Raw genomic sequence first — 22,040 nt, 5'->3', positions numbered from 1 at the left:
GCGGCGGCCCGCACCGGGGCCGGGGCGGGGCGGTCAGCCGGAGGGGGAAGCCGTGGGTGGGGCCGTCGGCGGGGTCGTGTCCGGGCGGTCCCGGAGGTCCGACGTGCACCGGTACCGCTTCGGCGCGTACGCCCCCGGCCCGCCCAGCAGCACCGTGTGCCCGCCCGCGCCGGCCGAGCTCTCCGCGAAGGTGCAGACGAGCTGCGACAGTGCCGTCGGCGCCAGGTCCTCCGGCTGCCGGCTCAGCCGCAGCGTGCCCGCCGGGTCGCCCCGGCGGCCGCCGCCCACCGTCAGCGGCCCGCGCACCTCCGTCGAGTAGCCGGCCTCCCGCTCGCTGTCCGAGGGCTCGGCGAGCAGCTGCGCGAGCAGCCCCCCGGCGGTCCGCACCGGGTCACCGCCCGCCTTCTCCTCCGGCAGCGGCGACCGGCGGTCCACCTGCTCCAGCTGCGAGCCGCACACCAGGAACACCCGGACCGGCACGCCCTGCGCCGCCGCCCCCGTCGTACCGTCGTCGGTCACCTGGCACGGGACCCGGGACGGGGCCGCGCCCGCGTCGACCGGGACCGACGTGGTCCGGATCCCGCAGCCGCCGGCCAGCGCGGCGAGCGCCGCCACCGCCAGGACATGGACGCGACGCCTCACGCTTCCTCCACCTCGCCCTGGCTGCTGCGGGTCTGCACCTCGCGCGTGATGCCCGAGGCGTCCAGCGGCAGCCGCAGCACGAACACCGCTCCGTCGACCGCGCCGTCCTCGCCGACCGAGTTCGACGCCGTGATCGAACCGCCGTGGATCAGCGCGTTCTCCATGGCGATCGACAGGCCGAGCCCGCTGCCGTCGGACCGCGGCCGGGAGGCGCTCGCCTTGTAGAAGCGGTCGAAGACGTGCGGCAGCACGTCCTCCGGGATGCCGGGACCGTGGTCCCGTACCGCGATGACCAGCTCCTCCTCGTCCGTGCGGACCGAGACCCGGACCGGTGAGCCGCCGTGCTTGAGCGCGTTGCCGATCAGGTTCGCCAGGATCACGTCGAGGCGGCGCGGGTCGAGCGGCGCGACGATCCCGCGCTCCGCGTCGAGGTCGACGGCGTCCAGCCAGGCCCGTGCGTCGATGCACGCGGTGATCTGGTCGGCGATGTCCACCTCGTCGAGGACGAGCCGCGCGGTGCCCGCGTCGAAGCGGGTCACCTCCATGAGGTTCTCCACCAGGTTGTTGAGGCGCCGGGTCTCGCTGACCACGAGCGCCACCGCCGGGGCGATCATCGGGTCCAGGGAGTCCTGCTCGTCCTCCAGGACCTCGGTGACGGCCGTCAGCGCGGTCAGCGGGGTCCGCAGCTCGTGCGACATGTCGGCCACGAACCGCCGGGACGACTCCTCCCGCGCGCTCATGTCCGCGACCTTCTTCTGGAGCGACTCGGCCGCGCTGTTGAACGTGCGGGTGAGGTCGGCCAGTTCGTCCGCGCCGGTGACCCGCAGCCGGGTGTCGAACTTGCCCTCGCCGAGCTGCCGGGCCGCCTCGCCGAGCCGGTGCACCGGGCGCAGCACGGTGGTCGCCGCGACCTGCGCGAGCAGCACCGAGCCGGCCACGGCGAGCGCGGTGGCGATCCCCAGCGACCAGGCGAGCGAGTTCAGATCGGCCTTCTCGGCGGCGAGCGACTTGAACATGTACCCGGCGGGGCCCCCGCCGTCGATCCGCGCCCCGCCGACCAGGTAGGGCGTCCCGTTCCGCTCCGTGCGCTGCCAGAACAGGTGGTGGACGTACGGATTGGCGTCCGTCACCGCCCGCTTCGTGTCCACGGCCTCCTGGAGCGCGCGCGGCACGTCGGCCAGCGTGAAGTCGTCCGGGTCGGAGGCGCCCACGATCGGCTTGCCCGCGGCCCGCTCGCCGAGCAGCAGCACCTGGTACTGGGCGGGGCTGCCGGCCGCCATCTGCTCGGCGGTCCGCCGCAGGTCGTCCTGGGTGGGCCGGAGCGGCAGGGTCGCCGCCCGGTTCTGCATCTCCTGCCGGAAGTCGTTGAGCGCCCCGTCCTGGGTGCGCGTCAGCACCGCCTCGCGGTTCAGCCAGTAGGCGATGCCGGAGGCGGCGACGGCCGCGGTGAGCGCGACGAGGGCGAAGACGACGACGAGCCGGAGCCGCAGGCTGGAGAGCCGCAGCCGGGTGTAGATCCCCTTGCTCACGCAGGAACGTCCAGCCGGTAGCCGACCCCGCGGACGGTGCGGATCAGCGTCGGCGAGGACGGCACGTCCTCCACCTTGGCGCGCAGCCGCTGCACGCAGGCGTCGACGAGCCGCGAGTCGCCCAGGTAGTCGTGCTCCCACACGAGCCGCAGCAACTGCTGCCGGGACAGCGCCTGTCCGGGCCGCCGGCTCAGCTCCAGGAGCAGCCGCAGCTCGGTCGGGGTGAGCTGGAGGTCCTCGCCGTTCTTGGTGACGGTCATCGCCGAACGGTCGATCACCAGGGAGCCGTACGTCGCCGAGTCCGTGGACTCCCGCTCCCCGCGCCGCAGCACGGCCCGGATGCGGGCGTCCAGCACCCGTCCCTGCACCGGCTTCACGACGTAGTCGTCGGCGCCGGACTCCAGACCGACGACCACGTCGATGTCGTCGCTGCGCGCGGTCAGCAGGATGATCGGCAGCTGGTCGGTCCGGCGGATGCGCCGGCAGACCTCGAAGCCGTCGATGCCGGGCAGCATGACGTCGAGCACGACCAGGTCCGGCCGCTGCTCGCGCAGCAGCTGGAGGCCGTCCTCACCCGTCGCGGCGGTGGCCACCCGGTGACCCTGCCGGGACAGGGAGAGTTCGAGGGCCGTGCGGATGGCGTCGTCGTCCTCGATCAGCAGCAGAAAAGGCACGCCGTCATTCTGGCCCATGGGGCCGTCCGAGATCGACCGCTCATCGACTCCCGTCTGTCCCGACCCCTGTGACACGGCTGTGACAGTCGGCGGACACCGCCATGAAGGTCGGCGGGCAAGCTTCTTGGCACACGGACCGAAACACACTCCAACCGACGGGGGGCGCGAGATGAACGCACTGCACAGCACCACCTCAAGCGCAGTTGTCACGCGTCTCCACGACGTCGTGCGGAGCACGGAGAAGTCCGGCGGTGTGAACGGGCGGGGGTGCGTTCGCAACGTCGGGCGTCAGCGCAAGGCGCCGTACATGGTGGCCGTTGCTGACGGGGGAGCGGCGTACGGGGAGGTCACGGGGGAGCGCACCTGCTCGGAGGCCGAGTTCACGGCCTACGTCCAGGAGCGTCGTGCCTCCCTGTACGCCACCGCCTACCACCTCACCGGTGACCGTTTCGAGGCCGAGGACCTGCTCCAGAGCGCGCTGTTCTCCACGTACCGCGCCTGGGACCGGATCAGCGACAAGGCCGCGGTCGGCGGCTACCTCCGCCGCACCATGACCAATCTGCACATCAGCGCCTGGCGCCGCCGCAAGCTCAACGAGTACCCGACCGAGGAGCTGCCGGAGACGGTCGGCGAGACGGACGCGATGCGGGGCACGGAGCTGCGCGCGGTCCTGTGGCAGGCCCTGGCCCGCCTGCCCGAGCTCCAGCGGACGATGCTGGTGCTGCGCTACTACGAGGGCCGGACCGATCCGGAGATCGCGGAGATCCTGGACATCAGTGTCGGCACGGTGAAGTCGAGCATCTGGCGGTCGCTGCGGCGACTGCGCGAGGACGAGGTGCTGAGCTTCGGCCGTGACGAGGAGGAGTCCTTCGGCGAGCTGGTGGCCTGAAGGTCGGGGGGAACGACCCCACGGAGCCACGGGGGACACGCGGCTCACGGGGGACGGGGGAAACACGGGGGACCGTACGGGGGTACGGGAAAAGCGAAGCGGGTCGTACGAGTCCGGGGGGTCTCGTACGGCCCGCTTCGTCGTGCGCGCCGTGCGGAGCGTCAGCTCGCGGCGGGGGTGCGGTGGCGGCCGGCCGCGGCGGCGGCCAGGCGGCCCAGGGCCTCCGGCTTCGCGCAGGGGTGGGCGCCCAGCGCGGCCTGGCGGGCGACGATGGTGCGTTCGGCGCGCATCAGGCGCCAGCCGCGGCGCAGCAGGAACGGCACGGACTTGCGGCCCTCGCGCAGGTCGCGCAGGAGCCGGCGGCGGAAGGTCGTCGAGGGCCGGCCGCGCAGGCAGAGCGCGTCCGCGAGGACGTGGAGGTCGCGGCAGCGGGTCACGACCTCGGCCGCGAAGATGCCCTCCGCGACGAAGAGCGGGGTCCGCGCGATGTCGAGCCGCTCGCGGCCGGTGCGGGAGCTGGTCGCGATGTCGTACACGGGGACGTCGGTCCGTCCCGTGCGGCACAGTTCGACGATCGCGGCGACGGCGGCGTCCGCGTCCCAGGACCGTGGGGAGTCCCAGTCGACGTCCGTGGAGCCGTCGACGAGCGGGAGCGTCGGGTCGCCTGCCTCCTTGTAGAAATCGTCGAGGCGCAGGACCGGGAGGCCGGCGACGGCGGCGAGGGACGACTTGCCGGAGCCGGAGGGGCCCGCGAGCAGGACGACCCGGGTCGGGATCGGTAGGGAACTCACGGAACACCAGTGTGAGGCATTCCCCCGTCCAGGGGACCACCGAGGAAGGCCGTTGGTATCGAGCATCACACCTCGACTACTGTCGGTGCCCGTCCGTTCACCCGCTGGAAGGATCTTCATGGCGCGTCACGCAGAGCCCCGGACCCCCCGCCGCAGCGCCCTGCTCAAGGCCGGTCTCACCTTCACGGCGGCGGGTGCCGCGGTGTTCGGCGCGGGCGCGGCGGCGCAGGCCGCCGCCCCGGTGCCGCTACCGGTCGACTCGCTGAGCAGGACGGACGCGGGAGCGGCGGGAGCGGGCGCGCTGGCGGGCGTCACGCAGGGCCTGGGCCCGCTGACCCGCCTCCAGCTCGACCCGCTGGCCAACACGGGCGTCGACCCGCTCGACAACGGCCTCGGCACCCAGATCGCCGACTTCAAACCGGTCGGCACGAACCTGGTCACCGACCACCTCACGAAGGGCGGCGCCGTGGCCGATCTGCCGGTGGTCGGCGGGGTCGCGCGGGGGCTGCTGCCCTAGCACGCCGACCGGACGGGTGGAGGCTCAGCGCCTGGCCCGCCGGATCCAGCTCGTCACCGGGCCCGGCTGCCTCAGCCGCGCGCGCCACGGTCCGTCCGCCCGTCCCAGATGGACGAGGACCGGGCCCTCGGGCAGCGACAGGGTCTCGCGCCGTCTGCCGATCTCGTTGATGTACGGCCACCGGGACTTCGGGAGGGTCGTGGGGTCCTCGTGGCCCGCCAGTGCGTAGGTGTCGACGATGAAGTTGCTGTCGCCGCGGTAGTGGAAGGCGACGTCGGTCGTCCCCCCGGTGTGGAGCAGGACGTCCGGGCCCCAGCCCTCCAGGGTCTCCTCGGTCAGGCGCCGGGCCGCCGCCAGTGGCAGGACCCGGGCCTGCCAGGGGCCGTCCGCCCCCAGCTTCAGCCGCAGTTGCCCGTCCTCGGGGACGACGAGCAGGCGGCCCCGGAAGTCCTTCGCCGTGGTGTTGACGAGGAGGTCCTTCTGCTTGTTGCTCCCGGTGAGGGTCCAGAGCGACGTGTGCCGGTCGGTCCTGAGGGCCAGTTCGACCACGAGGGGGCCGGGCGGGAGGTCCTCCACGGTGATCACGTCGTTGTCCTCGCCGCTGAGCGTGTGCGGCTCGAAGAAGGCGCCGAAGGTCCAGTCCGTGACGGTCGCGGGCGGAAGGGCGGGCGCCGGGGCGGGGGCCGTCAGGACCTGGGCCGGAGGTCCCTGGCTCTTCGCCGGGGTCTGTGGGGGCGCGGGCCGGGGTGCTTCCGGGATCCCGGCCGGGGTCTGCGGGGCGGGCTCCGGCCGTTGTTCCTCGGTCACGTCCACGCCGTGGTCCGCCGCCAGGCCCTCCAGGCCGTCCACGTACCCCTGGCCGACCGCGCGGAACTTCCAGCCGCCCGAGCGGCGGTACAGCTCCGCGAGGACCATCGCCGTCTCGGGGCCCGCGTCGGTGACCTCGTACGCCACGACCGTCCCGCCGTCCGGCCCGGAGACCTCCACGGACAGGCCGCGCGCGTCCCGCAGCGCGCCCTCGTCCGCCGACACGACCACGAGGAGGCGTGCGATGTCCTCCTCGACGTGCGCGAGGTCGGCGTCCAGCCGGACCGCCTCCCGCGCGTCGCCGGCCGCCGCGCCCTCCTCGTCGCCGGACAGCCTGACCGCGCCCGACGGGTGCGCCGGAGCGCCGTCGAACACGATGTCGGCGTCGCCCCGGACCCGGCCCCCCTCGGTCACGAGCAGCGCCGCGACGTCCACTCCGCTCCGGACCGTGACGCGCAGCGCGGCCGTCGGCACGAAGGCGTTGTCTCCCTTGATCAATCCCCTGAGCATGACCGGATCCTGCGATCGATCGCGGGCATGCGCAAGGCCCCCGGGCAGTGCTGCTGCCCGGGGGCCCGGTGCGAGGGGACCGGTACGGTCAGTACGAGGAGCCGCTCGCGCCCAGCGAACCCGTCGGGTGCCAGACCGTCTTGGTCTCCAGGAACGCGGTCATGCGGTCCGTGCCCGGGGACTCGGCGAAGTCCTCGGTGCGGGGACGCAGGACGCGCTTCAGGTTGTCCGCCGCCGCGATCTCCAGGTCGCGGGCGAGGTCGCCCTCGGTCGCGCCGGTCAGGTCGATCGCGTTGACGTCCTGGTGGGCCGCGAGGTGCGGGCCCATCTCGGAGGCCTTGCCGGAGAGGATGTTCACGACGCCGCCCGGGAGGTCCGAGGTCGCGAGGACCTCGCCCAGGGACAGGGCCGGGAGCGGGGACTTCTCGCTCGCGATCACGACGGCCGTGTTGCCCGTCGCGATCACCGGGGCGATCACCGAGATCAGGCCCAGGAAGGACGAGTCCTGCGGGGCCACGACCGTGACGACACCCGTGGGCTCCGGCGTCGACAGGTTGAAGTACGGGCCCGCGACCGGGTTGGCGCCGCCCACGATCTGGGCGATCTTGTCGGTCCAGCCCGCGTACCAGACCCAGCGGTCGATCGCCGCGTCGACGACCGCGGCGGCCTTCGACTTCGACAGGCCCTCCGCGTCCGCGACCTCGCGGACGAACTGGTCCCGCCGGCCCTCCAGCATCTCGGCGACGCGGTAGAGGATCTGGCCGCGGTTGTAGGCGGTCGCGCCCGCCCAGCCGCCGAAGGCCTTGCGGGCCGCGACGACCGCGTCACGGGCGTCCTTGCGGGAGGAGAGCGGGGCGTTCGCCAGCCACTTGCCCTTGGAGTCGCTCACCTCGTACACCCGGCCGCTCTCGGAGCGGGGGAACTTGCCCCCGACGTACAGCTTGTAGGTCTTGAAGACGCTCAGCCGCGTCGCCGACTCAGACATCGAGGTAGGCCTCCAGACCGTGGCGGCCGCCCTCGCGGCCGAAGCCCGACTCCTTGTAGCCGCCGAAGGGCGAGGTCGGGTCGAACTTGTTGAACGTGTTGGCCCAGACGACACCGGCCCGCAGCTTGTTGGCGACCGCGAGGATGCGGGAGCCCTTCTCCGTCCAGATGCCCGCCGACAGGCCGTACTGGCTGTTGTTGGCCTTCGCGACCGCCTCGTCGGGGGTACGGAAGGACAGCACCGACAGGACCGGGCCGAAGATCTCGTCGCGGGCGATGCGGTGCGCCTGCGTGACGCCCGTGAAGAGCGTCGGGGCGAACCAGTAACCGGCCGACGGGATGTCGCACGCGGCGGTCCAGCGCTCGGCGCCCTCCGCCTCGCCCTGCTCGACCAGGGACGTGATGCGGGCCAGCTGCTCCGAGGAGTTGATGGCGCCGATGTCGGTGTTCTTGTCGAGCGGGTCGCCCAGGCGCAGCGTCGACAGACGGCGCTTCAGGCTGTCGAGCAGCTCGTCCTGGATCGACTCCTGGACGAGGAGGCGCGAGCCCGCGCAGCAGACCTGGCCCTGGTTGAAGAAGATGCCGGTGACGATGCCCTCGACGGCCTGGTCGATCGGGGCGTCGTCGAAGACGATGTTGGCGCCCTTGCCGCCCAGCTCCAGGGTCACCTTCTTGTCCGTGCCGGCGACCGAGCGGGCGATGGCCTTGCCGACGGCGGTCGAACCCGTGAAGGCGACCTTGTTCACGTCGGGGTGCCCGACCAGCGCGGCGCCCGTCTCCCCGTACCCGGGAAGGATGTTGACGACGCCCTTCGGCAGGCCCGCCTGGCGGCAGATGTCCGCGAAGAACAGGGCGGAGAGCGGGGTCGTCTCGGCCGGCTTCAGCACGACCGTGTTGCCGGTCGCGAGCGCCGGGGCGATCTTCCACGCCAGCATGAGCAGCGGGAAGTTCCACGGGATGACCTGGCCGGCCACGCCCAGCGGGCGCGGGTTCGCGCCGTAGCCCGCGTGGTCGAGCTTGTCGGCCCAGCCCGCGTAGTAGAAGAAGTGCGCGGCGACCAGGGGGAGGTCCGCGTCGCGGGTCTCCCTGATCGGCTTGCCGTTGTCCAGGGTCTCCAGGACGGCCAGCTCACGGCTGCGCTCCTGGATGATCCGGGCGATGCGGAAGAGGTACTTGGCGCGCTCGGAGCCGGGCAGCGCCGACCACTTCTCGAAGGCCTTCCGGGCCGCCTTCACCGCGCGGTCGACGTCCTCGGTGCCCGCCTGGGCGACCTCGGCGAGGACCTCCTCGGAGGAGGGGGAGACGGTCTTGAAGACCTTGCCGTCGGCGGCCTCGGTGAACTCGCCGTCGATGAACAGGCCGTAGCTCGGCGCGATGTCGACGACCGAGCGCGACTCCGGCGCCGGCGCGTACTCGAATGCAGATGCCATGTTGATCAGTCCACCGTCACGTAATCGGGGCCGGAGTAACGGCCGGTCGCCAGCTTCTGGCGCTGCATCAGCAGGTCGTTGAGCAGGCTGGAGGCGCCGAAGCGGAACCAGTGGTTGTCCAGCCAGTCCTCACCCACGGTCTCGTTGACGAGAACCAGGAACTTGATCGCTTCCTTGGTGTTGCGGATGCCGCCGGCCGGCTTCACGCCGATCTGCACGCCGGTCTGCGCGCGGAAGTCGCGCACGGCCTCCAGCATGAGCAGGGTGTTCGCCGGGGTGGCGTTGACCGCGACCTTGCCGGTCGAGGTCTTGATGAAGTCCGCGCCGGCCATCATGCCGAGCCAGGAGGCGCGGCGGATGTTGTCGTACGTGGACAGCTCGCCGGTCTCGAAGATCACCTTGAGGCGGGCGCGGTCGCCGCACTCCGCCTTGATCGCGGCGATCTGCTCGAAGACCTCCAGGTAGCGGCCGGCGAGGAAGGCGCCACGGTCGATGACCATGTCGATCTCGTCGGCGCCGGCGGCGATCGCGTCGGCGGTGTCGGCCAGCTTCACGGGGAGCGCGGCGCGCCCGGCCGGGAAGGCGGTGGCGACCGAGGCGACCTTGACGCCCGAGCCCGCGACGGCGGCCTTGGCGGTGGCCACCATGTCGGGGTAGACGCAGACGGCCGCGGTCTTCGGGGTCGTGCGGTCGGTCGGATCGGGGTTGACGGCCTTGGCGGCGAGCGCCCGGACCTTGCCCGGGGTGTCCGCGCCTTCGAGCGTCGTCAGGTCGATCATGGAAATGGCCAGGTCGATGGCGTACGCCTTGGCCGTGGTCTTGATCGAGCGGGTGCCGAGGGACGCGGCGCGCGCCTCCAGGCCGACGGCGTCGACGCCGGGCAGCCCGTGGAGGAAGCGGCGCAGCGCACTGTCGGACGCGGTCACGTCGGCGAATGCGGATGCTGCGGATGCAGTGGTGGGCATGGTCACCAGTCGAGCATATCTACGCGCGTAGCGACCTGTACAGGGGTGCCCCTTCATCGAGCCCGAGGTCACAGCGGGTCCGACGGCGTGGTGACTCCTGTCACAGGGCCGTGACGTGGAGCGGACGGCTCCCGAATACAAGATCAATAGATTCTTTCTCAGCAGCCAGCCAGACCTCACCGGACACCGTCTGACCGAGAAAAAGCGGCATGCGACTCACCCCGACCACCTACCTGAATCACAGGAGTCGTTATGCGCACCGCCCTTCGCACCGCCGTCGCCACCGCCCTCGTCGCGGGCGTCGCGCTCACCACCCCGGCCCTCGCCGCCGGCGCCGCGTTCGCCGCCGCCGGCCCGGTGGCCGCGCATCCGGTCCTCCCCGGGACGGTGAAGGTGGCGGGCCCCGGGACGGGTTCTCCGAAGGCCGGGACGGTGGAGGTGGAGGGCCCGAGCACGGGGGCGCCGAAGGCGGAGGCGCCGAAGACCGAGGTCCCGAAGCCTGAGGTCCCCGACACGGAGGCCCCGAAGACGGAGGCCCCGAAGACCAAGGCCCCGAAGACGGAGGCCCCGGACGACGCGCCCGCCCCGGGTCCCGTCGTCACCGTCGGCGAGTGCTCCGTCCGGCAGGACGTCCCCTCGGTCTTCGCGCTGATGACCGTGACGCTCACCCGTGACCTGGAGAAGGGGCCGAAGGCCGTCCTCAAGGACGAGGCCGGAAAGCCCGTCGCCACCGTCGACCGGGCGCACCCGGCCGACACCGGTATGGGCCTCACGCTCAAGGGCGCGGACACCGTCACGCCGCAGCTCGGTCAGCGCACCCAGGGCGGTGACACGCCTTACGCGTGGACGGCCTTCCCGAAGCTCCCCAAGGGCTGCGAGAAGGACGCCACGCCCACCCCGGCCCCCTCGGTCACCACGCCGGCCTCCTCGGGCGGCACCGGCATCACCGTGAACAACGGCGGCCAGACCTCCGTCGTCCCGAAGGGCGGCGTCGCGGCGGGCGCCGAGTTCGCCGCAGAGGGCGACTCCACCGCGCTGATCGCCGTCGGTGCCGGGGCGGCCTCGCTCGCCGCCGCGGGCCTCGGCTTCGTCGTCCTGCGCCGCCGGGCCGCCGGCCGCGTCTGACCCCGCACGGGGCCCTTCCGGGCCCCGCACCGCGCCTCCCCCGCTCCTCACCCGAGCGGGGAAGCGGACCGCACCTCCCCGCTCCTCACCCGAGCGGGGCCCGCACCGCACCGCCCCTCGCCCCGAGCGGGGGAGCGCACCGCACCTCCCCGCCCCTTGACCCGAGCGGGAGCACACCCACCCCCGGCCGGTCGCCGCGCCCCACGCGGCGGCCGGCCGCACCCGTCCCGCCCCGTCCGGAGCCTTCCCGTGAGCCGTCGCCCCGCCCGTACCCGTACCGCCCTCCTCCTCGCCGCCGCGCTCGCCGCGCTCACCGGATGTTCCGCCGCGGGCGAGGCCCCCTCCGCCACCCCGCCCGCCCACATCGCGCGGGCCACCGCCGCCCCCGCGCCGACGGCGTCCACCGTCCCCGTCCGGCCGCTGGCGCGCTCGCTGCCCGTGCGGGTCCGGGTGCCGTCGGCCGGGGTCGACACCGGTCCGGTCCTGGACCTCGGACTGAACGCCGACGGCACCGTCGAGGTCCCCACGGTCGCCGACGCCGACCGGGTCGGCTGGTACGACAAGGGCGTCACGCCGGGCGAGACCGGCCCCGCCGTCCTCATCGGCCACTTCGACACCGTCCGCGGCCCCGCCGTCCTCAAGGACGTCTCCCGGGTCCGGACCGGCGACGAGATCACCGTGACCCGCGCCGACGGCACGACCGCCGTCTTCCGGGTCCGGGAGCTGGAGCAGGTCGACAAGCACGCGTTCCCGACGGCCAAGGTGTACGGGAACACCACCCGCCCCGAGCTGCGCCTCGTCACCTGCGGCGGGGAGCTGACCGACGGCCACCGCCCCGACAACATCATCGTGTACGCGGATCTCGTGGCCGCGCGGGCCGCCTGAGCCCCCGTCCCGTCCGCTGAGGCACAATCGGCGGCATGACGACCCCCGAGCCGACCCCCGAGCCCAGCCACGAGCCGAGCCGCGAGTCGACCCCCGAGCAGCCGTCCGCGGGCGGGACCCCCGCGGCGCCCGCCCCCGACGACAAGGTCTACCGGTCGCCCCTCGGGATCGCCGGCGGGGTCTTCCTGCTGCTCCTCGCGACGCTGTTCGCCGTGGACGCGATGGTCCGCGGCGAGGGCCGCGCGCCCTGGCTCGCGCTCGCGGGGCTCGTCCTGGCCGTCCCGCTGATCGTCGCCTTCACGATCCGGCCGGCCGTGTACGCGAACGCCGACCGGCTCCGGATCCGCAATCCGTTCCGGTCGATCACGCTGCCCTGGGCCTCGGTCGCCGACGTCCGCGCCGGGTACTCCAGCGAGGTCTTCACGCAGGACGGCGCCAAGTACCAGCTGTGGGCGATCCCCGTCTCGCTGCGCCAGCGGAAGCGGGCCGCCCGCACCGCCGCCCGCGCCTCCCAGGACGACCCGCACGGCCGTACCTCCGTCACCGCCGACGTGCGGGACAGCGCCGCCCGGATCGCGCCCAGCGACAAGAACGTCGCCGACCTGCGCGAGTTCGCCGAGCTGCGGGCCAAGAACCCGGGCGCGCGGGGCGAGCCCCAGGTGCGCTGGGCGTACGAGATCGTCGGCCCCGCCGTGGCGGGGCTGCTGCTCCTCGTGATCCTGATCGCCACGGGCTGAGCGGACCCGGCCCCGGGGCCGGGGACCAGGAACGCGCGAGGGCCCGTACGGATCGATCCGTACGGGCCCTCGCGCCGTGTCCTACAACCCGGCGGCCTCCGCCAGGTCGCGCTTGATCGCGGCCAGCACCTCGGCGCCCTTGGCGCGGGCCGTCGCCAGCTCGCTGCCGTCGCCGACCGGGACCACGACCTCCAGGTAGCACTTGAGCTTCGGCTCGGTGCCCGAGGGGCGGACGATCACCCGGGCCCGGTAGGCGCCCTCCAGGTGGTAGCGCAGCCCGTCCGTGGGGGGCAGCGACTCCGTGCCCTTCGTCAGGTCCTCGGCCGAGACGACCGTCAGACCGGCGAGGGAGGCCGGCGGGCGCTCGCGCAGCGCGGCCATCGCGTTCGCGATGATCCCCAGGTCCTCGACCCGCACCGACAACTGGTCCGTGGCGTGCAGACCGTGCGCCACGGCGAGGTCGTCGAGCAGGTCGGTCAGCGTCCGTCCCTGCTCCTTGAGCACCGAGGCCAGCTCGGTGACGAGCAGCGCGGCCGTGATGCCGTCCTTGTCGCGGACGCCCTCCGGGTCGACGCAGTAGCCGAGCGCCTCCTCGTAGCCGTACCGCAGGCCGTCGACGCGGGCGATCCACTTGAAGCCGGTCAGGGTCTCCTCGTAGCCGACGCCCGCCGCCTCGGCGATGCGGCCCAGCAGCGAGGACGACACGATCGACTCGGCGAACACGCCCGTGGCGCCCTTGTGCACCAGGTGCGCGGCGAGCAGCGCGCCCACCTCGTCGCCGCGGAGCATCCGCCAGCCGCCCTCGGCCGCCGCGTCCGGCACGGCGACGGCGCAGCGGTCGGCGTCCGGGTCGTTCGCGATGACGAGGTCGGGGTCCACGGCCCGGGCGGCCTCGAAGGCCAGGTCCATGGCGCCCGGCTCCTCCGGGTTCGGGAAGGCGACCGTCGGGAAGGCCGGGTCCGGCTCGGCCTGGGCGGCGACGAGCGCGGGCGGCGGGAAGCCGGCCCGGGCGAAGGCGGCCGTCAGGACGTCCTTGCCGACGCCGTGCATGGCCGTGTAGACGGTCCGCGCGGTGCGGGGGGAGCCGGAGGTCAGGACGGCGTCCGTGCGCTCCAGGTAGGCGTCGAGGACCTCGTCCCCGAGGGTCTCCCAGCCGCTCTCGGGCCGGGGCACGTCGTGCAGCGAGCGGACGGCGTCGATCTCGGCGGCGATCCCCGCGTCGGCCGGGGGCACGATCTGCGAGCCGTCGCCCAGGTAGACCTTGTAGCCGTTGTCGCGCGGCGGGTTGTGGCTCGCGGTGACCTCGACGCCGGCGACGGCGCCCAGATGCCTTATGGCGTAGGCGAGGACGGGCGTCGGCAGCGGGCGGGGCAGCAGCGCGGCGCGCAGCCCGGCGCCGGTCATCACGGCGGCGGTGTCGCGGGCGAAGTCGGCGGACTTGTAGCGGGCGTCGTAGCCGATGACGACGAGGCCGCCGGTCCGTCCCTCCGCCTTGAGGTACGCGGCGAGTCCCGCGGCGGCGCGGATGACCACCGAGCGGTTCATCCGCATCGGCCCGGCGCCGAGCTCACCGCGGAGCCCGGCCGTGCCGAACTGGAGCGTCCCGGCGAAGCGGGCGGCGAGCTCGTCGGTCGCGCCGGCCTCGATGAGCCGCGCGAGCTCCTCGCGGGTCTCGGCGTCGGGGTCCTCGGCGAGCCAGGCCTGGGCCCGGGTGAGGAGGTCGTCCTGCGTCACGGTGTGCCTTTCGGGGAGTCGGCGGGGGAGGGGGTGCGGGCGGGTGCGGGCCGTGGACCGCTGCGCGGAGCCTTCCCCCACCCCGCCCCCTCCCGAAACGGGGGGCGGGCCCGCGGCCCCCGTACGGCCCGGGGCCGCGCCCTCGCACGCCGGGCGGGCCGGAACGCGGCCCTGCCCGCGGGGGAGGGGCGGGGTGGGGAAGAAGTCCCGTGCGGCGGCCCCGGCCGGCGGGTGCGCCGAGGACTCAGATCCGGTCGAGGACCCGCGTCAGGAGCTCGCCCATGCGCGCGGCCGAGTCACGGCCGGCCTGAAGGACCTCCTCGTGGTTCAGCGGCTCGCCCGAGAGCCCCGCCGCCAGGTTGGTGACGAGCGAGATGCCGAGGACCTCGGCGCCGGCCTCACGGGCCGCGATGGCCTCCAGGACGGTGGACATGCCGACGAGGTCGCCGCCCATGACGCGGACCATGTTGATCTCGGCCGGGGTCTCGTAGTGCGGGCCGGGGAACTGGACGTACACGCCCTCCTCCAGCGTCTCGTCGACCTCCTTGCACAGCGCGCGCAGCCGCGGCGAGTACAGGTCGGTGAGGTCGACGAAGTTCGCGCCGACGATCGGCGAGGCGGCCGTCAGGTTGATGTGGTCGCTGATCAGGACCGGCTGGCCGGGGCGCATGCCCTCGCGGAGGCCGCCGCAGCCGTTGGTCAGGACGATGGTCTTGCAGCCGGCGGCGACGGCGGTGCGGACGCCGTGGGCGACGGAGGCGACGCCCCGGCCCTCGTAGAAGTGGGTGCGGCCGAGGAAGACCAGCGCGCGCTTCTCACCGATCTTGTACGAGCGGACCTTGCCGCCGTGGCCCTCGACGGCCGGCGGCGGGAAGCCGGGGAGCTCGGTCACCGGGAACTCGGCCTCGGGGGCGCCCAGGGCGTCGACGGCGGGGGCCCAGCCGGAGCCCATGACCAGGGCGACGTCGTGCTGGTCGACGCCGGTCAGCTCGCGAAGACGTGCGGCAGCGGCCTCGGAGGCCTCGTACGGGGTGGCAGTTGCGTTCACTGACTCTCTCGCCTCGGGGAGGGGGGTCCGAGGGGAGCCCCGGACGGATTTGGTACGCGAAGCAGCGTAGCCGGAGAATGCCTACGCGCGTAGATGACGATGCTGACGGACATGCGATCGTTGTCTTGTCGTTTCCGACGAACGAGGGATTCCGGTCACCCGGTCGGATCGGCCCGCCCGGCCGGGGCCGCCCGTGCCGCCCGGCCCGGTCAGCAGGGGCGCTTGCGCAACTCCATCACGTAGTCGTGCGGCGCGCCCGCCGACTCGGCCGCGTCGGCGACCTCGCCCAGGTAGCGCGCGGACGGCAGGCCGCCCTCGTACGCGTTCAGGACGTAGACCCAGGCGGCCTCCTCGCCGTCCAGGGTGTGCACCCGCACCCGCATCCGGCGGTAGATGTCGAGCCCCACGCCCTCCCAGCGGTCCATGGAGTCCTCGTCCATCGGCGCGATGTCGTACAGCGCCACGAAGACCTGGGACCGCGGGGCCTCCACGATCGTGGCCAGCGCTCCCTCCCAGCCCATCTGCTCTCCGCCGAAGGTCAGCCGCCAGCCGTTCAGCCAGCCGGTGCCGCGCAGCGGGGAGTGCGGTGCGCGGCGGCTCATCAGCCGGGCGTCGAGGTTGCCGGCGAACGCGGCGTAGAGCGACATGGGACCGAGGGTACGGGAGGGGAAGGCGTGTCCGGTGAAAGCCGAGGTGACGCCCGTGCGGCCGCCGCCCGCGCCCCGTACGGCGTCCGGCGAAGGCCGAGGTGACGGCCGTCCGGCCCCCCTCCGCGCCCCGTACGGCCGCCTTCGCGCCCCCCGGCGCGAGGCCGCGCCCGGCGTGCGGGAGAATGGGGTACGCACTTGAAGCGTGCGGGACAATGGCGTACGCACTGCATCCCAGCGGGGGGACCCCCCGGCAGAACGAGAGCGCGAGGCGTAGATCCCAGTGACCCGGATCGTGATCATCGGCGGCGGACCCGGCGGATACGAGGCGGCCCTGGTGGGCGCCCAACTCGGCGCGGAGGTGACCGTCGTCGACTGCGACGGCCTCGGCGGCGCGTCCGTCCTGACCGACTGCGTCCCCTCGAAGACCCTGATCGCCACCGCCGAGGTGATGACCACCTTCGACTCCTCCTACGAGGAGCTGGGCATCATCGTCGCGGACGACACCCCGCACATCGAGCAGGCCGCCCGTGTCGTCGGCGTGGACCTCGGCAAGGTGAACCGACGGGTGAAGCGCCTCGCGCTCGCCCAGTCCCACGACATCACCGCCTCCGTGACCCGGGCCGGCGCCCGCGTCCTGCGCGGGCGCGGCCGGCTCTCCGGCCGGCAGGCGATGGACGGCTCCCGCCAGGTGGTCGTCACCGCCGCCGACGGCACGGAGGAGACGCTGACCGCGGACGCCGTGCTCATCGCGACGGGCGGCCACCCGCGCGAGGTGCCCGACGCCAAGCCGGACGGCGAGCGCATCCTGAACTGGACCCAGGTCTACGACCTCAAGGAGCTCCCCGAGGAGCTCATCGTGGTCGGCTCCGGCGTCACCGGCGCCGAGTTCGCCGGCGCCTACCAGGCGCTCGGCTCCCGGGTCACCCTCGTCTCCTCGCGCGACCGGGTCCTCCCGGGCGAGGACCCGGACGCCGCGGCCGTCCTGGAGGACGTCTTCCGGCGCCGCGGCATGAACGTCATGGCCCGCTCCCGCGCCGAGTCCGCCAAGCGGGTCGGCGACCGGGTCGAGGTCACCCTCGCGGACGGCCGGGTCATCTCCGGCACCCACTGCCTGATGGCCGTCGGCGCGATCCCCAACTCGGCCGGGATGGGCCTGGAGGAGGCGGGCGTCCGCCTGAAGGACTCCGGTCACATCTGGACCGACAAGGTCTCCCGCACGAGCGCCCCCGGCGTCTACGCGGCCGGAGACGTCACGGGCGTCTTCGCGCTGGCCTCGGTCGCCGCCATGCAGGGCCGCATCGCGATGTACCACTTCCTGGGCGACGCGGTGGCCCCGCTCAACCTGAAGACGGTCTCCTCCAACGTCTTCACCGACCCGGAGATCGCCACCGTCGGCTACACCCAGGCCGACGTGGACGCGGGCAAGATCGACGCCAAGGTCGTCAAGCTGCCGCTGCTGCGCAACCCCCGCGCGAAGATGCAGGGCATCCGGGACGGCTTCGTGAAGATCTTCTGCCGTCCGGGCACCGGCATCGTGGTCGGCGGCTGTGTCGTCGCCCCGAAGGCGAGCGAACTGATCCATCCGATCTCGATCGCGGTCGACAACAATCTGACGGTCGAACAGATCGCAAATGCTTTCACCGTGTACCCCTCCCTGTCGGGCTCGATCGCGGAAGTGGCACGGCAGTTGCACACCCGAAAGGCCGCGGGCGAGGCGTAACACCCCGGCCCGGCCCGGCTCCCGCCTGCGGGAACGGTTCGCCGACTCGGACATCCCCCGGCAACCCCGGGCAAAGAACGATCAACGACGGGGCCTCCCATACCACTTGGAGGCCCCGTCTGTGCGCAACTTCTGCAATTCGGCGCATAGTGCTGAAAAGTATCGGCCGGTCACGTTACTGTCAGTTTCGTGTTCGCTGCAGAACGTCGCCAGTTGATCCTCGAAATGGTGCGAGCCAATGGGGCCGTGTCGCTCCGCGAGCTCGCCCGCGTCGTCCAGACCTCGGAAGTGACCGTACGGAGAGACGTACGGGCCCTTGAGGCAGAAGGACTCCTCGACCGCCGCCACGGCGGTGCGGTGTTGCCGGGCGGATTCACGCGAGAATCCGGCTTCCCGCAGAAATCCCATCTCGCCACAGCGGAGAAGACGGCCATCGCCGACGTCGCCGCGAGCCTCGTCGAGGAGGGCGAGGCCATCGTCGTCGGCGCCGGGACCACCACGCAGGAGCTGGCCCGCCGGCTCGCCCGCGTGCCCGGCCTCACCGTCGTCACCAACTCCCTGCTCGTCGCCCAGGCCCTCGCCCACGCCAACCGGGTCGAGGTCGTCATGACCGGCGGCACCCTGCGCGGCTCCAACTACGCGCTCGTGGGCAGCGGCGCCGAGCAGTCGCTCCAGGGGCTCCGGGTCTCCCGGGCCTTCCTCTCCGGCAGCGGCCTCACCGCCGAGCGCGGCCTCTCCACCTCCAACATGCTCTCCGCGAGCGTGGACCGGGCGCTGGTCCAGGCGGCGGCCGAGGTCGTGGTCCTCGCCGACCACACCAAGCTCGGCTCCGACACCATGTTCCAGACGGTGCCCACGGACGTCATCACGCGCCTGGTGACCGACGAGCCCCCGGCCCACGACGAGCGGGCCGCCACCGAGCTCCAGGCCCTCGCCGACCAGGGCGTCCAGATCGCCGTCGCCGGTACGGGCGGGGCCGGCGCGCCCGGCGGCGGTGAGCAGCTCCCCCCGGGCGCCCGGCCCCGCCGTGACCTGCCGCTCCCCGTCCAGCGCGGGCGGATGGCGGCCGGGCAGTTCCGCGGACCGGGCGGCGCCATGGCCGCGGAGACGCTGGAGCGCACGGCCCGGGTCGCGGACATGCGCCGCCGCTGACGTCGCCCGGCGCCCGCCGCGGCACCCGAGGGACCCTCCCCCAGGGGTCCCGCGCCGCTCCCGGACGCCCTCAGTCCTTCAGTCCCCGCAGCGTCAGGGCGAGCAGGCGGTCCGCCAGCTCCGCGTCCTCCGGGCACTGCTCGGCCGCCAGCGCGATCGCGTTGGTCAGCTGCATCAGGTCGCCGATCGACACGTCGGCGCGCACCTGCCCCGCCGCCCGGGCCCGTTCGAGCAGCCGCTCGCCCGCCGTGCGCAGCGGGTCGCTGCACCGCGCCAGGGCCGAACTCCGGTCGTACGAGGCGGACATCAGCGCGTGCGCGAGCCCCCGGTACTCGCCCGCGTGGGCGATCAGGGCGCGCAGCCACTCCACGAGCGCCCGGCACGGCTCGTCGGCCTCGGCCAGCTCCCCCGAGCGGTCCAGGAGTTCGGCCAGCGCCTCCTGGAAGACCGCGTTCAACAGGTCGGCCCGGGTGGGGAAGTGGCGGTACAGCGTGCCGATCCCCACGCCCGCGCGCCGTGCGATCTCCTCCAGGGGCGCGTCCGCGCCCTGCGCCGCGAAGGCGGCACGGGCCTCGATCAGCAGTCGCTCGTGGTTGCGGCGTGCGTCGGCGCGCATGGGCGGTACGGGTCCCCTCGACGAAGGGCCCGCAGGCGGCTGCCTACGGGCCCTTCGTACCGTACTTGCTGCGAGGGTCAGTCCTTGATGTCGCAGATGGCGGCACCGGAGGTGAGGGAGGCGCCGACCTCGGCCGTCAGGCCCTTGACGGTGCCCGAACGGTGGGCGTTCAGGGGCTGCTCCATCTTCATGGCCTCCAGGACGACGATCAGATCGCCCTCCTTGACCTCCTGGCCCTCCTCGACCGCGACCTTCACGATCGTGCCCTGCATCGGGGACGCGAGGGTGTCGCCCGAGGCGGTCGGGCCGGACTTCTTCGCCGCGCGACGCTTCGGCTTCGCACCGGCCGCGAGGCCCGTGCGCGCCAGCGTCATGCCGAGCGAGGACGGCAGGGAGACCTCCAGGCGCTTGCCGCCGACCTCGACGACGATCGTCTCGCGGCCCGACTCGTCCTCGTCCGCCTCGGCACCCGCCGGGGCGAAGGGCTTGATCTCGTTGACGAACTCCGTCTCGATCCACCGGGTGTGGACGCGGAACGGGTCGGCGGTGAAGTCGGGGTCGACGACGACGGCCCGGTGGAAGGGGATGGCCGTGGCCATGCCCTCGACCTTGAACTCCGCGAGCGCGCGGGCCGCGCGCTGGAGGGCCTGCTCACGGGTGGCGCCGGTGACGATCAGCTTGGCCAGGAGCGAGTCCCAGGCCGGGCCGATCACGGAGCCGGACTCGACGCCCGCGTCGAGGCGGACACCGGGGCCGGTCGGAGCCTGGAAGAGGGTGACCGTGCCGGGGGCCGGGAGGAAGTTGCGGCCCGGGTCCTCGCCGTTGATGCGGAACTCGAAGGAGTGACCCCTTATGGCCGGGTCGTCGTAGCCGAGCTCCTCGCCGTCGGCGATCCGGAACATCTCCCGGACCAGGTCGATGCCCGCGACCTCCTCGGTCACCGGGTGCTCGACCTGGAGACGCGTGTTGACCTCCAGGAAGGAGATCGTCCCGTCGGCGGCGACCAGGAACTCGACCGTGCCGGCGCCGACGTAGCCGGCCTCCTTCAGGATCGCCTTGGACGCCGCGTACAGCTCGGCGTTCTGCGCGTCCGTCAGGAACGGCGCGGGGGCCTCCTCGACGAGCTTCTGGTGACGGCGCTGGAGCGAGCAGTCACGCGTGGAGACGACGACCACGTTGCCGTGGGTGTCGGCGAGGCACTGGGTCTCGACGTGGCGGGGCTTGTCGAGGTAGCGCTCGACGAAGCACTCGCCCCGGCCGAAGGCCGCGACGGCCTCGCGGACGGCCGAGTCGTACAGCTCGGGGACCTCTTCGAGGGTGCGGGCGACCTTCAGGCCGCGGCCGCCACCGCCGAAGGCGGCCTTGATCGCGATCGGCAGCCCGTGCTCCCGGGCGAACTCCACGACCTCGTCGGCGCCCGAGACCGGGTCCGGCGTGCCGGCGACCAGCGGGGCGCCGGCGCGCTGCGCGATGTGGCGGGCGGCGACCTTGTCACCCAGGTCCCGGATGGCGTGCGGCGGCGGGCCGATCCACGTCAGGCCCGCGTCCAGGACGGCCTGGGCGAACTCCGCGTTCTCGGAAAGGAACCCGTAGCCGGGGTGGACGGCGTCCGCCCCCGAGTCCTTCGCGGCCTGGAGCACCTTGGCCATGTCCAGGTAGCTGGTGGCCGGGGTGTCACCGCCCAGAGCGAACGCCTCGTCAGCCGCCCGGACATGCAGGGCATCCCGATCCGGATCGGCGTACACGGCCACGCTGCCGATGCCGGCGTCCCGGCACGCCCGGGCCACACGGACAGCGATTTCGCCACGGTTGGCGATGAGCACCTTGCGCACGATGGCTCCCTCCTTGAAACAAGCTGAGTTTAGGGACTGCCGACACGGCCTTTCGACCCGTCCCCAGTGGTGAGCTTGCCCACACGGAGCGTGACCCCGGGCGCGCTCGGGTCGTGAATTCCCTTGTCGCACCACGGTACGCAGGGTTCCTTTACGGCACAGTAGCTCCGAGGTGTGGCGCAGGTCTCTGTTCGTGGGGCCAGGGGCCGTTCGGGTTTCTTTGTCGGGTCCCTACGAATGGCTCAACGATTCTTTGCCCCCGAGTCCGTCGTGTCCCGCCGTGCGCGAACTCTTGTCCAGGGGTTTACCGGCCAGTAGCCTCCGTGCTGTCGAACGTACTGCCGGTAACAGGTGAATTCAGGGGGTGGCCGAGGTGGCCCGCAGACCGATAGCGCTCGTGACGGCCGCGGTGCTCTTCCTGGAAGCGCCCGGCATCGTCGCGGTCAACGCCGTCATGGCCGGCTTCCTGGAGGCCCAGTCGATGTCCCTCGACGGGATGGACCCCGACGCGATGGTCAAGGGCACCTGGGGGCTCGGCATCGCCTCCGGCGTCGCCCTCGTCGTCTGCGCCCTCGTCGCCCTCGTCGCGGGCGTGCGCGACCGGCGCCCCGGCCGCTTCGGCCGGGGCCTCCTGATCGGCTGCGCCGTCGTGCACGGGGTCCTGGGCGCCGTCGCCGTCGCCCTGCTCGGCTGGACCGCCTTCGCCTTCCTGGTGGCCGTCCTCGGACTCGTCGTCCTCACCCTCGTCGCGTACGGCAAGGAGACCGCCGCCCCCGAGGGGCGGGCGGTCACCGCCGGCTGAC

The 22,040-nt window shown here is 73.2% G+C and carries 21 protein-coding genes; 8 read left to right on the top strand and 13 right to left on the bottom strand.

What is annotated here, in order from left to right; translation table 11 throughout:
• Positions 1 to 33: 33 nt before the first annotated feature.
• The 3 genes from ACFYXU_RS03670 to afsQ1 are packed head-to-tail and all read right to left on the bottom strand — an operon-like array spanning position 34 to position 2,845.
• Entirely contained in the window at positions 34 to 642 is a 609-nt protein-coding gene (locus ACFYXU_RS03670; RefSeq protein ID WP_376507778.1) for a hypothetical protein, read from the bottom strand.
• A complete protein-coding gene (locus ACFYXU_RS03665; protein ID WP_389456369.1) occupies positions 639 to 2,171 on the bottom strand; it encodes an ATP-binding protein in 1,533 nt (510 codons plus the stop codon). Before ACFYXU_RS03665 ends, ACFYXU_RS03670 begins: the two co-directional genes overlap by 4 nt.
• Complete coding sequence (gene afsQ1 / locus ACFYXU_RS03660; RefSeq protein ID WP_017239746.1) at positions 2,168 to 2,845, bottom strand: two-component system response regulator AfsQ1; 678 nt, start codon at positions 2,843 to 2,845, stop codon at positions 2,168 to 2,170. The genes ACFYXU_RS03665 and afsQ1 overlap by 4 nt, the downstream gene beginning before the upstream one ends.
• A 169-nt stretch (positions 2,846 to 3,014) precedes the next feature.
• Here afsQ1 and ACFYXU_RS03655 point away from each other — a divergent pair, with 169 nt between their 5' ends.
• Positions 3,015 to 3,734 carry a SigE family RNA polymerase sigma factor gene (locus ACFYXU_RS03655; RefSeq protein ID WP_329854227.1) on the top strand — a complete coding sequence of 240 codons (720 nt, stop codon included), beginning with the start codon at positions 3,015 to 3,017 and terminating at the stop codon, positions 3,732 to 3,734.
• A gap of 161 nt (positions 3,735 to 3,895) precedes the next feature.
• Here ACFYXU_RS03655 and ACFYXU_RS03650 read toward each other — a convergent pair whose 3' ends face one another.
• Positions 3,896 to 4,591 carry an ATP-binding protein gene (locus ACFYXU_RS03650; protein ID WP_329854225.1) on the bottom strand — a complete coding sequence of 232 codons (696 nt, stop codon included), beginning with the start codon at positions 4,589 to 4,591 and terminating at the stop codon, positions 3,896 to 3,898.
• A 52-nt stretch (positions 4,592 to 4,643) separates the two neighbouring features.
• On the opposite strand from ACFYXU_RS03650, the gene ACFYXU_RS03645 reads away from it, so the two are divergent.
• Complete coding sequence (locus tag ACFYXU_RS03645) at positions 4,644 to 5,042, top strand: hypothetical protein (protein WP_389456367.1); 399 nt, start codon at positions 4,644 to 4,646, stop codon at positions 5,040 to 5,042.
• Positions 5,043 to 5,066: 24 nt separating this feature from the next.
• Here ACFYXU_RS03645 and ACFYXU_RS03640 read toward each other — a convergent pair whose 3' ends face one another.
• The 4 genes from ACFYXU_RS03640 to deoC all read right to left on the bottom strand — a co-directional run bounded on the left by ACFYXU_RS03640 (position 5,067) and on the right by deoC (position 9,738).
• Positions 5,067 to 6,359, bottom strand: coding sequence for a TerD family protein (locus ACFYXU_RS03640; RefSeq protein ID WP_389456365.1), 1,293 nt, complete (start codon positions 6,357 to 6,359; stop codon positions 5,067 to 5,069).
• Between the two features lie 88 nt (positions 6,360 to 6,447).
• Entirely contained in the window at positions 6,448 to 7,344 is an 897-nt protein-coding gene (locus ACFYXU_RS03635) for an aldehyde dehydrogenase family protein (protein WP_329854219.1), read from the bottom strand.
• A complete protein-coding gene (locus ACFYXU_RS03630; protein ID WP_376507782.1) occupies positions 7,337 to 8,773 on the bottom strand; it encodes an aldehyde dehydrogenase family protein in 1,437 nt (478 codons plus the stop codon). Before ACFYXU_RS03630 ends, ACFYXU_RS03635 begins: the two co-directional genes overlap by 8 nt.
• 5 nt (positions 8,774 to 8,778) lie before the next feature.
• A complete protein-coding gene (deoC, locus tag ACFYXU_RS03625; protein WP_361396271.1) occupies positions 8,779 to 9,738 on the bottom strand; it encodes a deoxyribose-phosphate aldolase in 960 nt (319 codons plus the stop codon).
• Between the two features lie 252 nt (positions 9,739 to 9,990).
• Between deoC and ACFYXU_RS03620 the strand changes: the two genes are divergently transcribed.
• The 3 genes from ACFYXU_RS03620 (at position 9,991) to ACFYXU_RS03610 (ending at position 12,485) form a co-directional block, all read left to right on the top strand.
• On the top strand, positions 9,991 to 10,863 hold the full coding sequence (locus ACFYXU_RS03620) for a hypothetical protein (RefSeq protein WP_389456363.1): 873 nt from the start codon (positions 9,991 to 9,993) through the stop codon (positions 10,861 to 10,863).
• A 249-nt stretch (positions 10,864 to 11,112) separates the two neighbouring features.
• Positions 11,113 to 11,748, top strand: a complete 636-nt coding sequence (locus ACFYXU_RS03615) for a class F sortase (protein WP_376507784.1) — start codon at positions 11,113 to 11,115, stop codon at positions 11,746 to 11,748.
• A 35-nt stretch (positions 11,749 to 11,783) separates the two neighbouring features.
• Positions 11,784 to 12,485, top strand: a complete 702-nt coding sequence (locus tag ACFYXU_RS03610) for a PH domain-containing protein (RefSeq protein WP_329854214.1) — start codon at positions 11,784 to 11,786, stop codon at positions 12,483 to 12,485.
• Between the two features lie 81 nt (positions 12,486 to 12,566).
• On the opposite strand, the gene ACFYXU_RS03605 is transcribed toward ACFYXU_RS03610, so the two are convergent.
• The 3 genes from ACFYXU_RS03605 to ACFYXU_RS03595 form a co-directional block, all read right to left on the bottom strand.
• Positions 12,567 to 14,219, bottom strand: coding sequence for a phospho-sugar mutase (locus tag ACFYXU_RS03605; RefSeq protein ID WP_376516884.1), 1,653 nt, complete (start codon positions 14,217 to 14,219; stop codon positions 12,567 to 12,569).
• A 244-nt stretch (positions 14,220 to 14,463) separates the two neighbouring features.
• Complete coding sequence (locus ACFYXU_RS03600; RefSeq protein ID WP_329854211.1) at positions 14,464 to 15,267, bottom strand: purine-nucleoside phosphorylase; 804 nt, start codon at positions 15,265 to 15,267, stop codon at positions 14,464 to 14,466.
• A 209-nt stretch (positions 15,268 to 15,476) separates the two neighbouring features.
• Positions 15,477 to 15,914, bottom strand: a complete 438-nt coding sequence (locus ACFYXU_RS03595) for a gamma-glutamylcyclotransferase (protein WP_352016873.1) — start codon at positions 15,912 to 15,914, stop codon at positions 15,477 to 15,479.
• Between the two features lie 283 nt (positions 15,915 to 16,197).
• Here ACFYXU_RS03595 and ACFYXU_RS03590 point away from each other — a divergent pair, with 283 nt between their 5' ends.
• Both ACFYXU_RS03590 and ACFYXU_RS03585 read left to right on the top strand, forming a co-directional pair.
• The gene (locus ACFYXU_RS03590) at positions 16,198 to 17,637 is read left to right on the top strand and encodes an NAD(P)H-quinone dehydrogenase (RefSeq protein WP_361396261.1); all 1,440 of its coding nucleotides are present in this window, start codon (positions 16,198 to 16,200) and stop codon (positions 17,635 to 17,637) included.
• A 225-nt stretch (positions 17,638 to 17,862) separates the two neighbouring features.
• Positions 17,863 to 18,789 carry a DeoR/GlpR family DNA-binding transcription regulator gene (locus tag ACFYXU_RS03585; RefSeq protein ID WP_376516890.1) on the top strand — a complete coding sequence of 309 codons (927 nt, stop codon included), beginning with the start codon at positions 17,863 to 17,865 and terminating at the stop codon, positions 18,787 to 18,789.
• Between the two features lie 70 nt (positions 18,790 to 18,859).
• Here ACFYXU_RS03585 and ACFYXU_RS03580 read toward each other — a convergent pair whose 3' ends face one another.
• Together ACFYXU_RS03580 and ACFYXU_RS03575 are read right to left on the bottom strand one after the other, a co-directional pair.
• Positions 18,860 to 19,405, bottom strand: coding sequence for a helix-turn-helix domain-containing protein (locus tag ACFYXU_RS03580; RefSeq protein ID WP_329854207.1), 546 nt, complete (start codon positions 19,403 to 19,405; stop codon positions 18,860 to 18,862).
• A gap of 77 nt (positions 19,406 to 19,482) precedes the next feature.
• Positions 19,483 to 21,237, bottom strand: coding sequence for an acetyl/propionyl/methylcrotonyl-CoA carboxylase subunit alpha (locus tag ACFYXU_RS03575; RefSeq protein WP_389407404.1), 1,755 nt, complete (start codon positions 21,235 to 21,237; stop codon positions 19,483 to 19,485).
• Between the two features lie 373 nt (positions 21,238 to 21,610).
• Between ACFYXU_RS03575 and ACFYXU_RS03570 the strand changes: the two genes are divergently transcribed.
• Positions 21,611 to 22,039, top strand: coding sequence for a hypothetical protein (locus ACFYXU_RS03570; protein WP_376516892.1), 429 nt, complete (start codon positions 21,611 to 21,613; stop codon positions 22,037 to 22,039).
• Position 22,040: the final 1 nt, after the last annotated feature.

This window comes from Streptomyces sp. NPDC002232 (assembly GCF_042890295.1).
In the GTDB taxonomy this organism is placed as follows: domain Bacteria; phylum Actinomycetota; class Actinomycetes; order Streptomycetales; family Streptomycetaceae; genus Streptomyces.
The sequence above is the reverse complement of the archived record's forward strand: the minus strand, read 5'-3'. Positions and strand labels throughout refer to the sequence as shown.

Excerpts from the sequence above, each read along its gene's own strand:
- ACFYXU_RS03655 (WP_329854227.1), top strand. The coding sequence starts at position 3,015 with ATGAACGCACTGCACAGCACCACCTCAAGCGCAGTTGTCACGCGTCTC.
- ACFYXU_RS03650 (WP_329854225.1), bottom strand. The coding sequence starts at position 4,591 with ATGCTCGATACCAACGGCCTTCCTCGGTGGTCCCCTGGACGGGGGAAT.
- ACFYXU_RS03645 (WP_389456367.1), top strand. The coding sequence starts at position 4,644 with ATGGCGCGTCACGCAGAGCCCCGGACCCCCCGCCGCAGCGCCCTGCTC.
- ACFYXU_RS03640 (WP_389456365.1), bottom strand. The coding sequence starts at position 6,359 with ATGCTCAGGGGATTGATCAAGGGAGACAACGCCTTCGTGCCGACGGCC.
- ACFYXU_RS03635 (WP_329854219.1), bottom strand. The coding sequence starts at position 7,344 with ATGTCTGAGTCGGCGACGCGGCTGAGCGTCTTCAAGACCTACAAGCTG.
- ACFYXU_RS03630 (WP_376507782.1), bottom strand. The coding sequence starts at position 8,773 with ATGGCATCTGCATTCGAGTACGCGCCGGCGCCGGAGTCGCGCTCGGTC.
- deoC (WP_361396271.1), bottom strand. The coding sequence starts at position 9,738 with ATGCCCACCACTGCATCCGCAGCATCCGCATTCGCCGACGTGACCGCG.
- ACFYXU_RS03620 (WP_389456363.1), top strand. The coding sequence starts at position 9,991 with ATGCGCACCGCCCTTCGCACCGCCGTCGCCACCGCCCTCGTCGCGGGC.
- ACFYXU_RS03610 (WP_329854214.1), top strand. The coding sequence starts at position 11,784 with ATGACGACCCCCGAGCCGACCCCCGAGCCCAGCCACGAGCCGAGCCGC.
- ACFYXU_RS03595 (WP_352016873.1), bottom strand. The coding sequence starts at position 15,914 with ATGTCGCTCTACGCCGCGTTCGCCGGCAACCTCGACGCCCGGCTGATG.
- ACFYXU_RS03585 (WP_376516890.1), top strand. The coding sequence starts at position 17,863 with ATGGTGCGAGCCAATGGGGCCGTGTCGCTCCGCGAGCTCGCCCGCGTC.
- ACFYXU_RS03580 (WP_329854207.1), bottom strand. The coding sequence starts at position 19,405 with ATGCGCGCCGACGCACGCCGCAACCACGAGCGACTGCTGATCGAGGCC.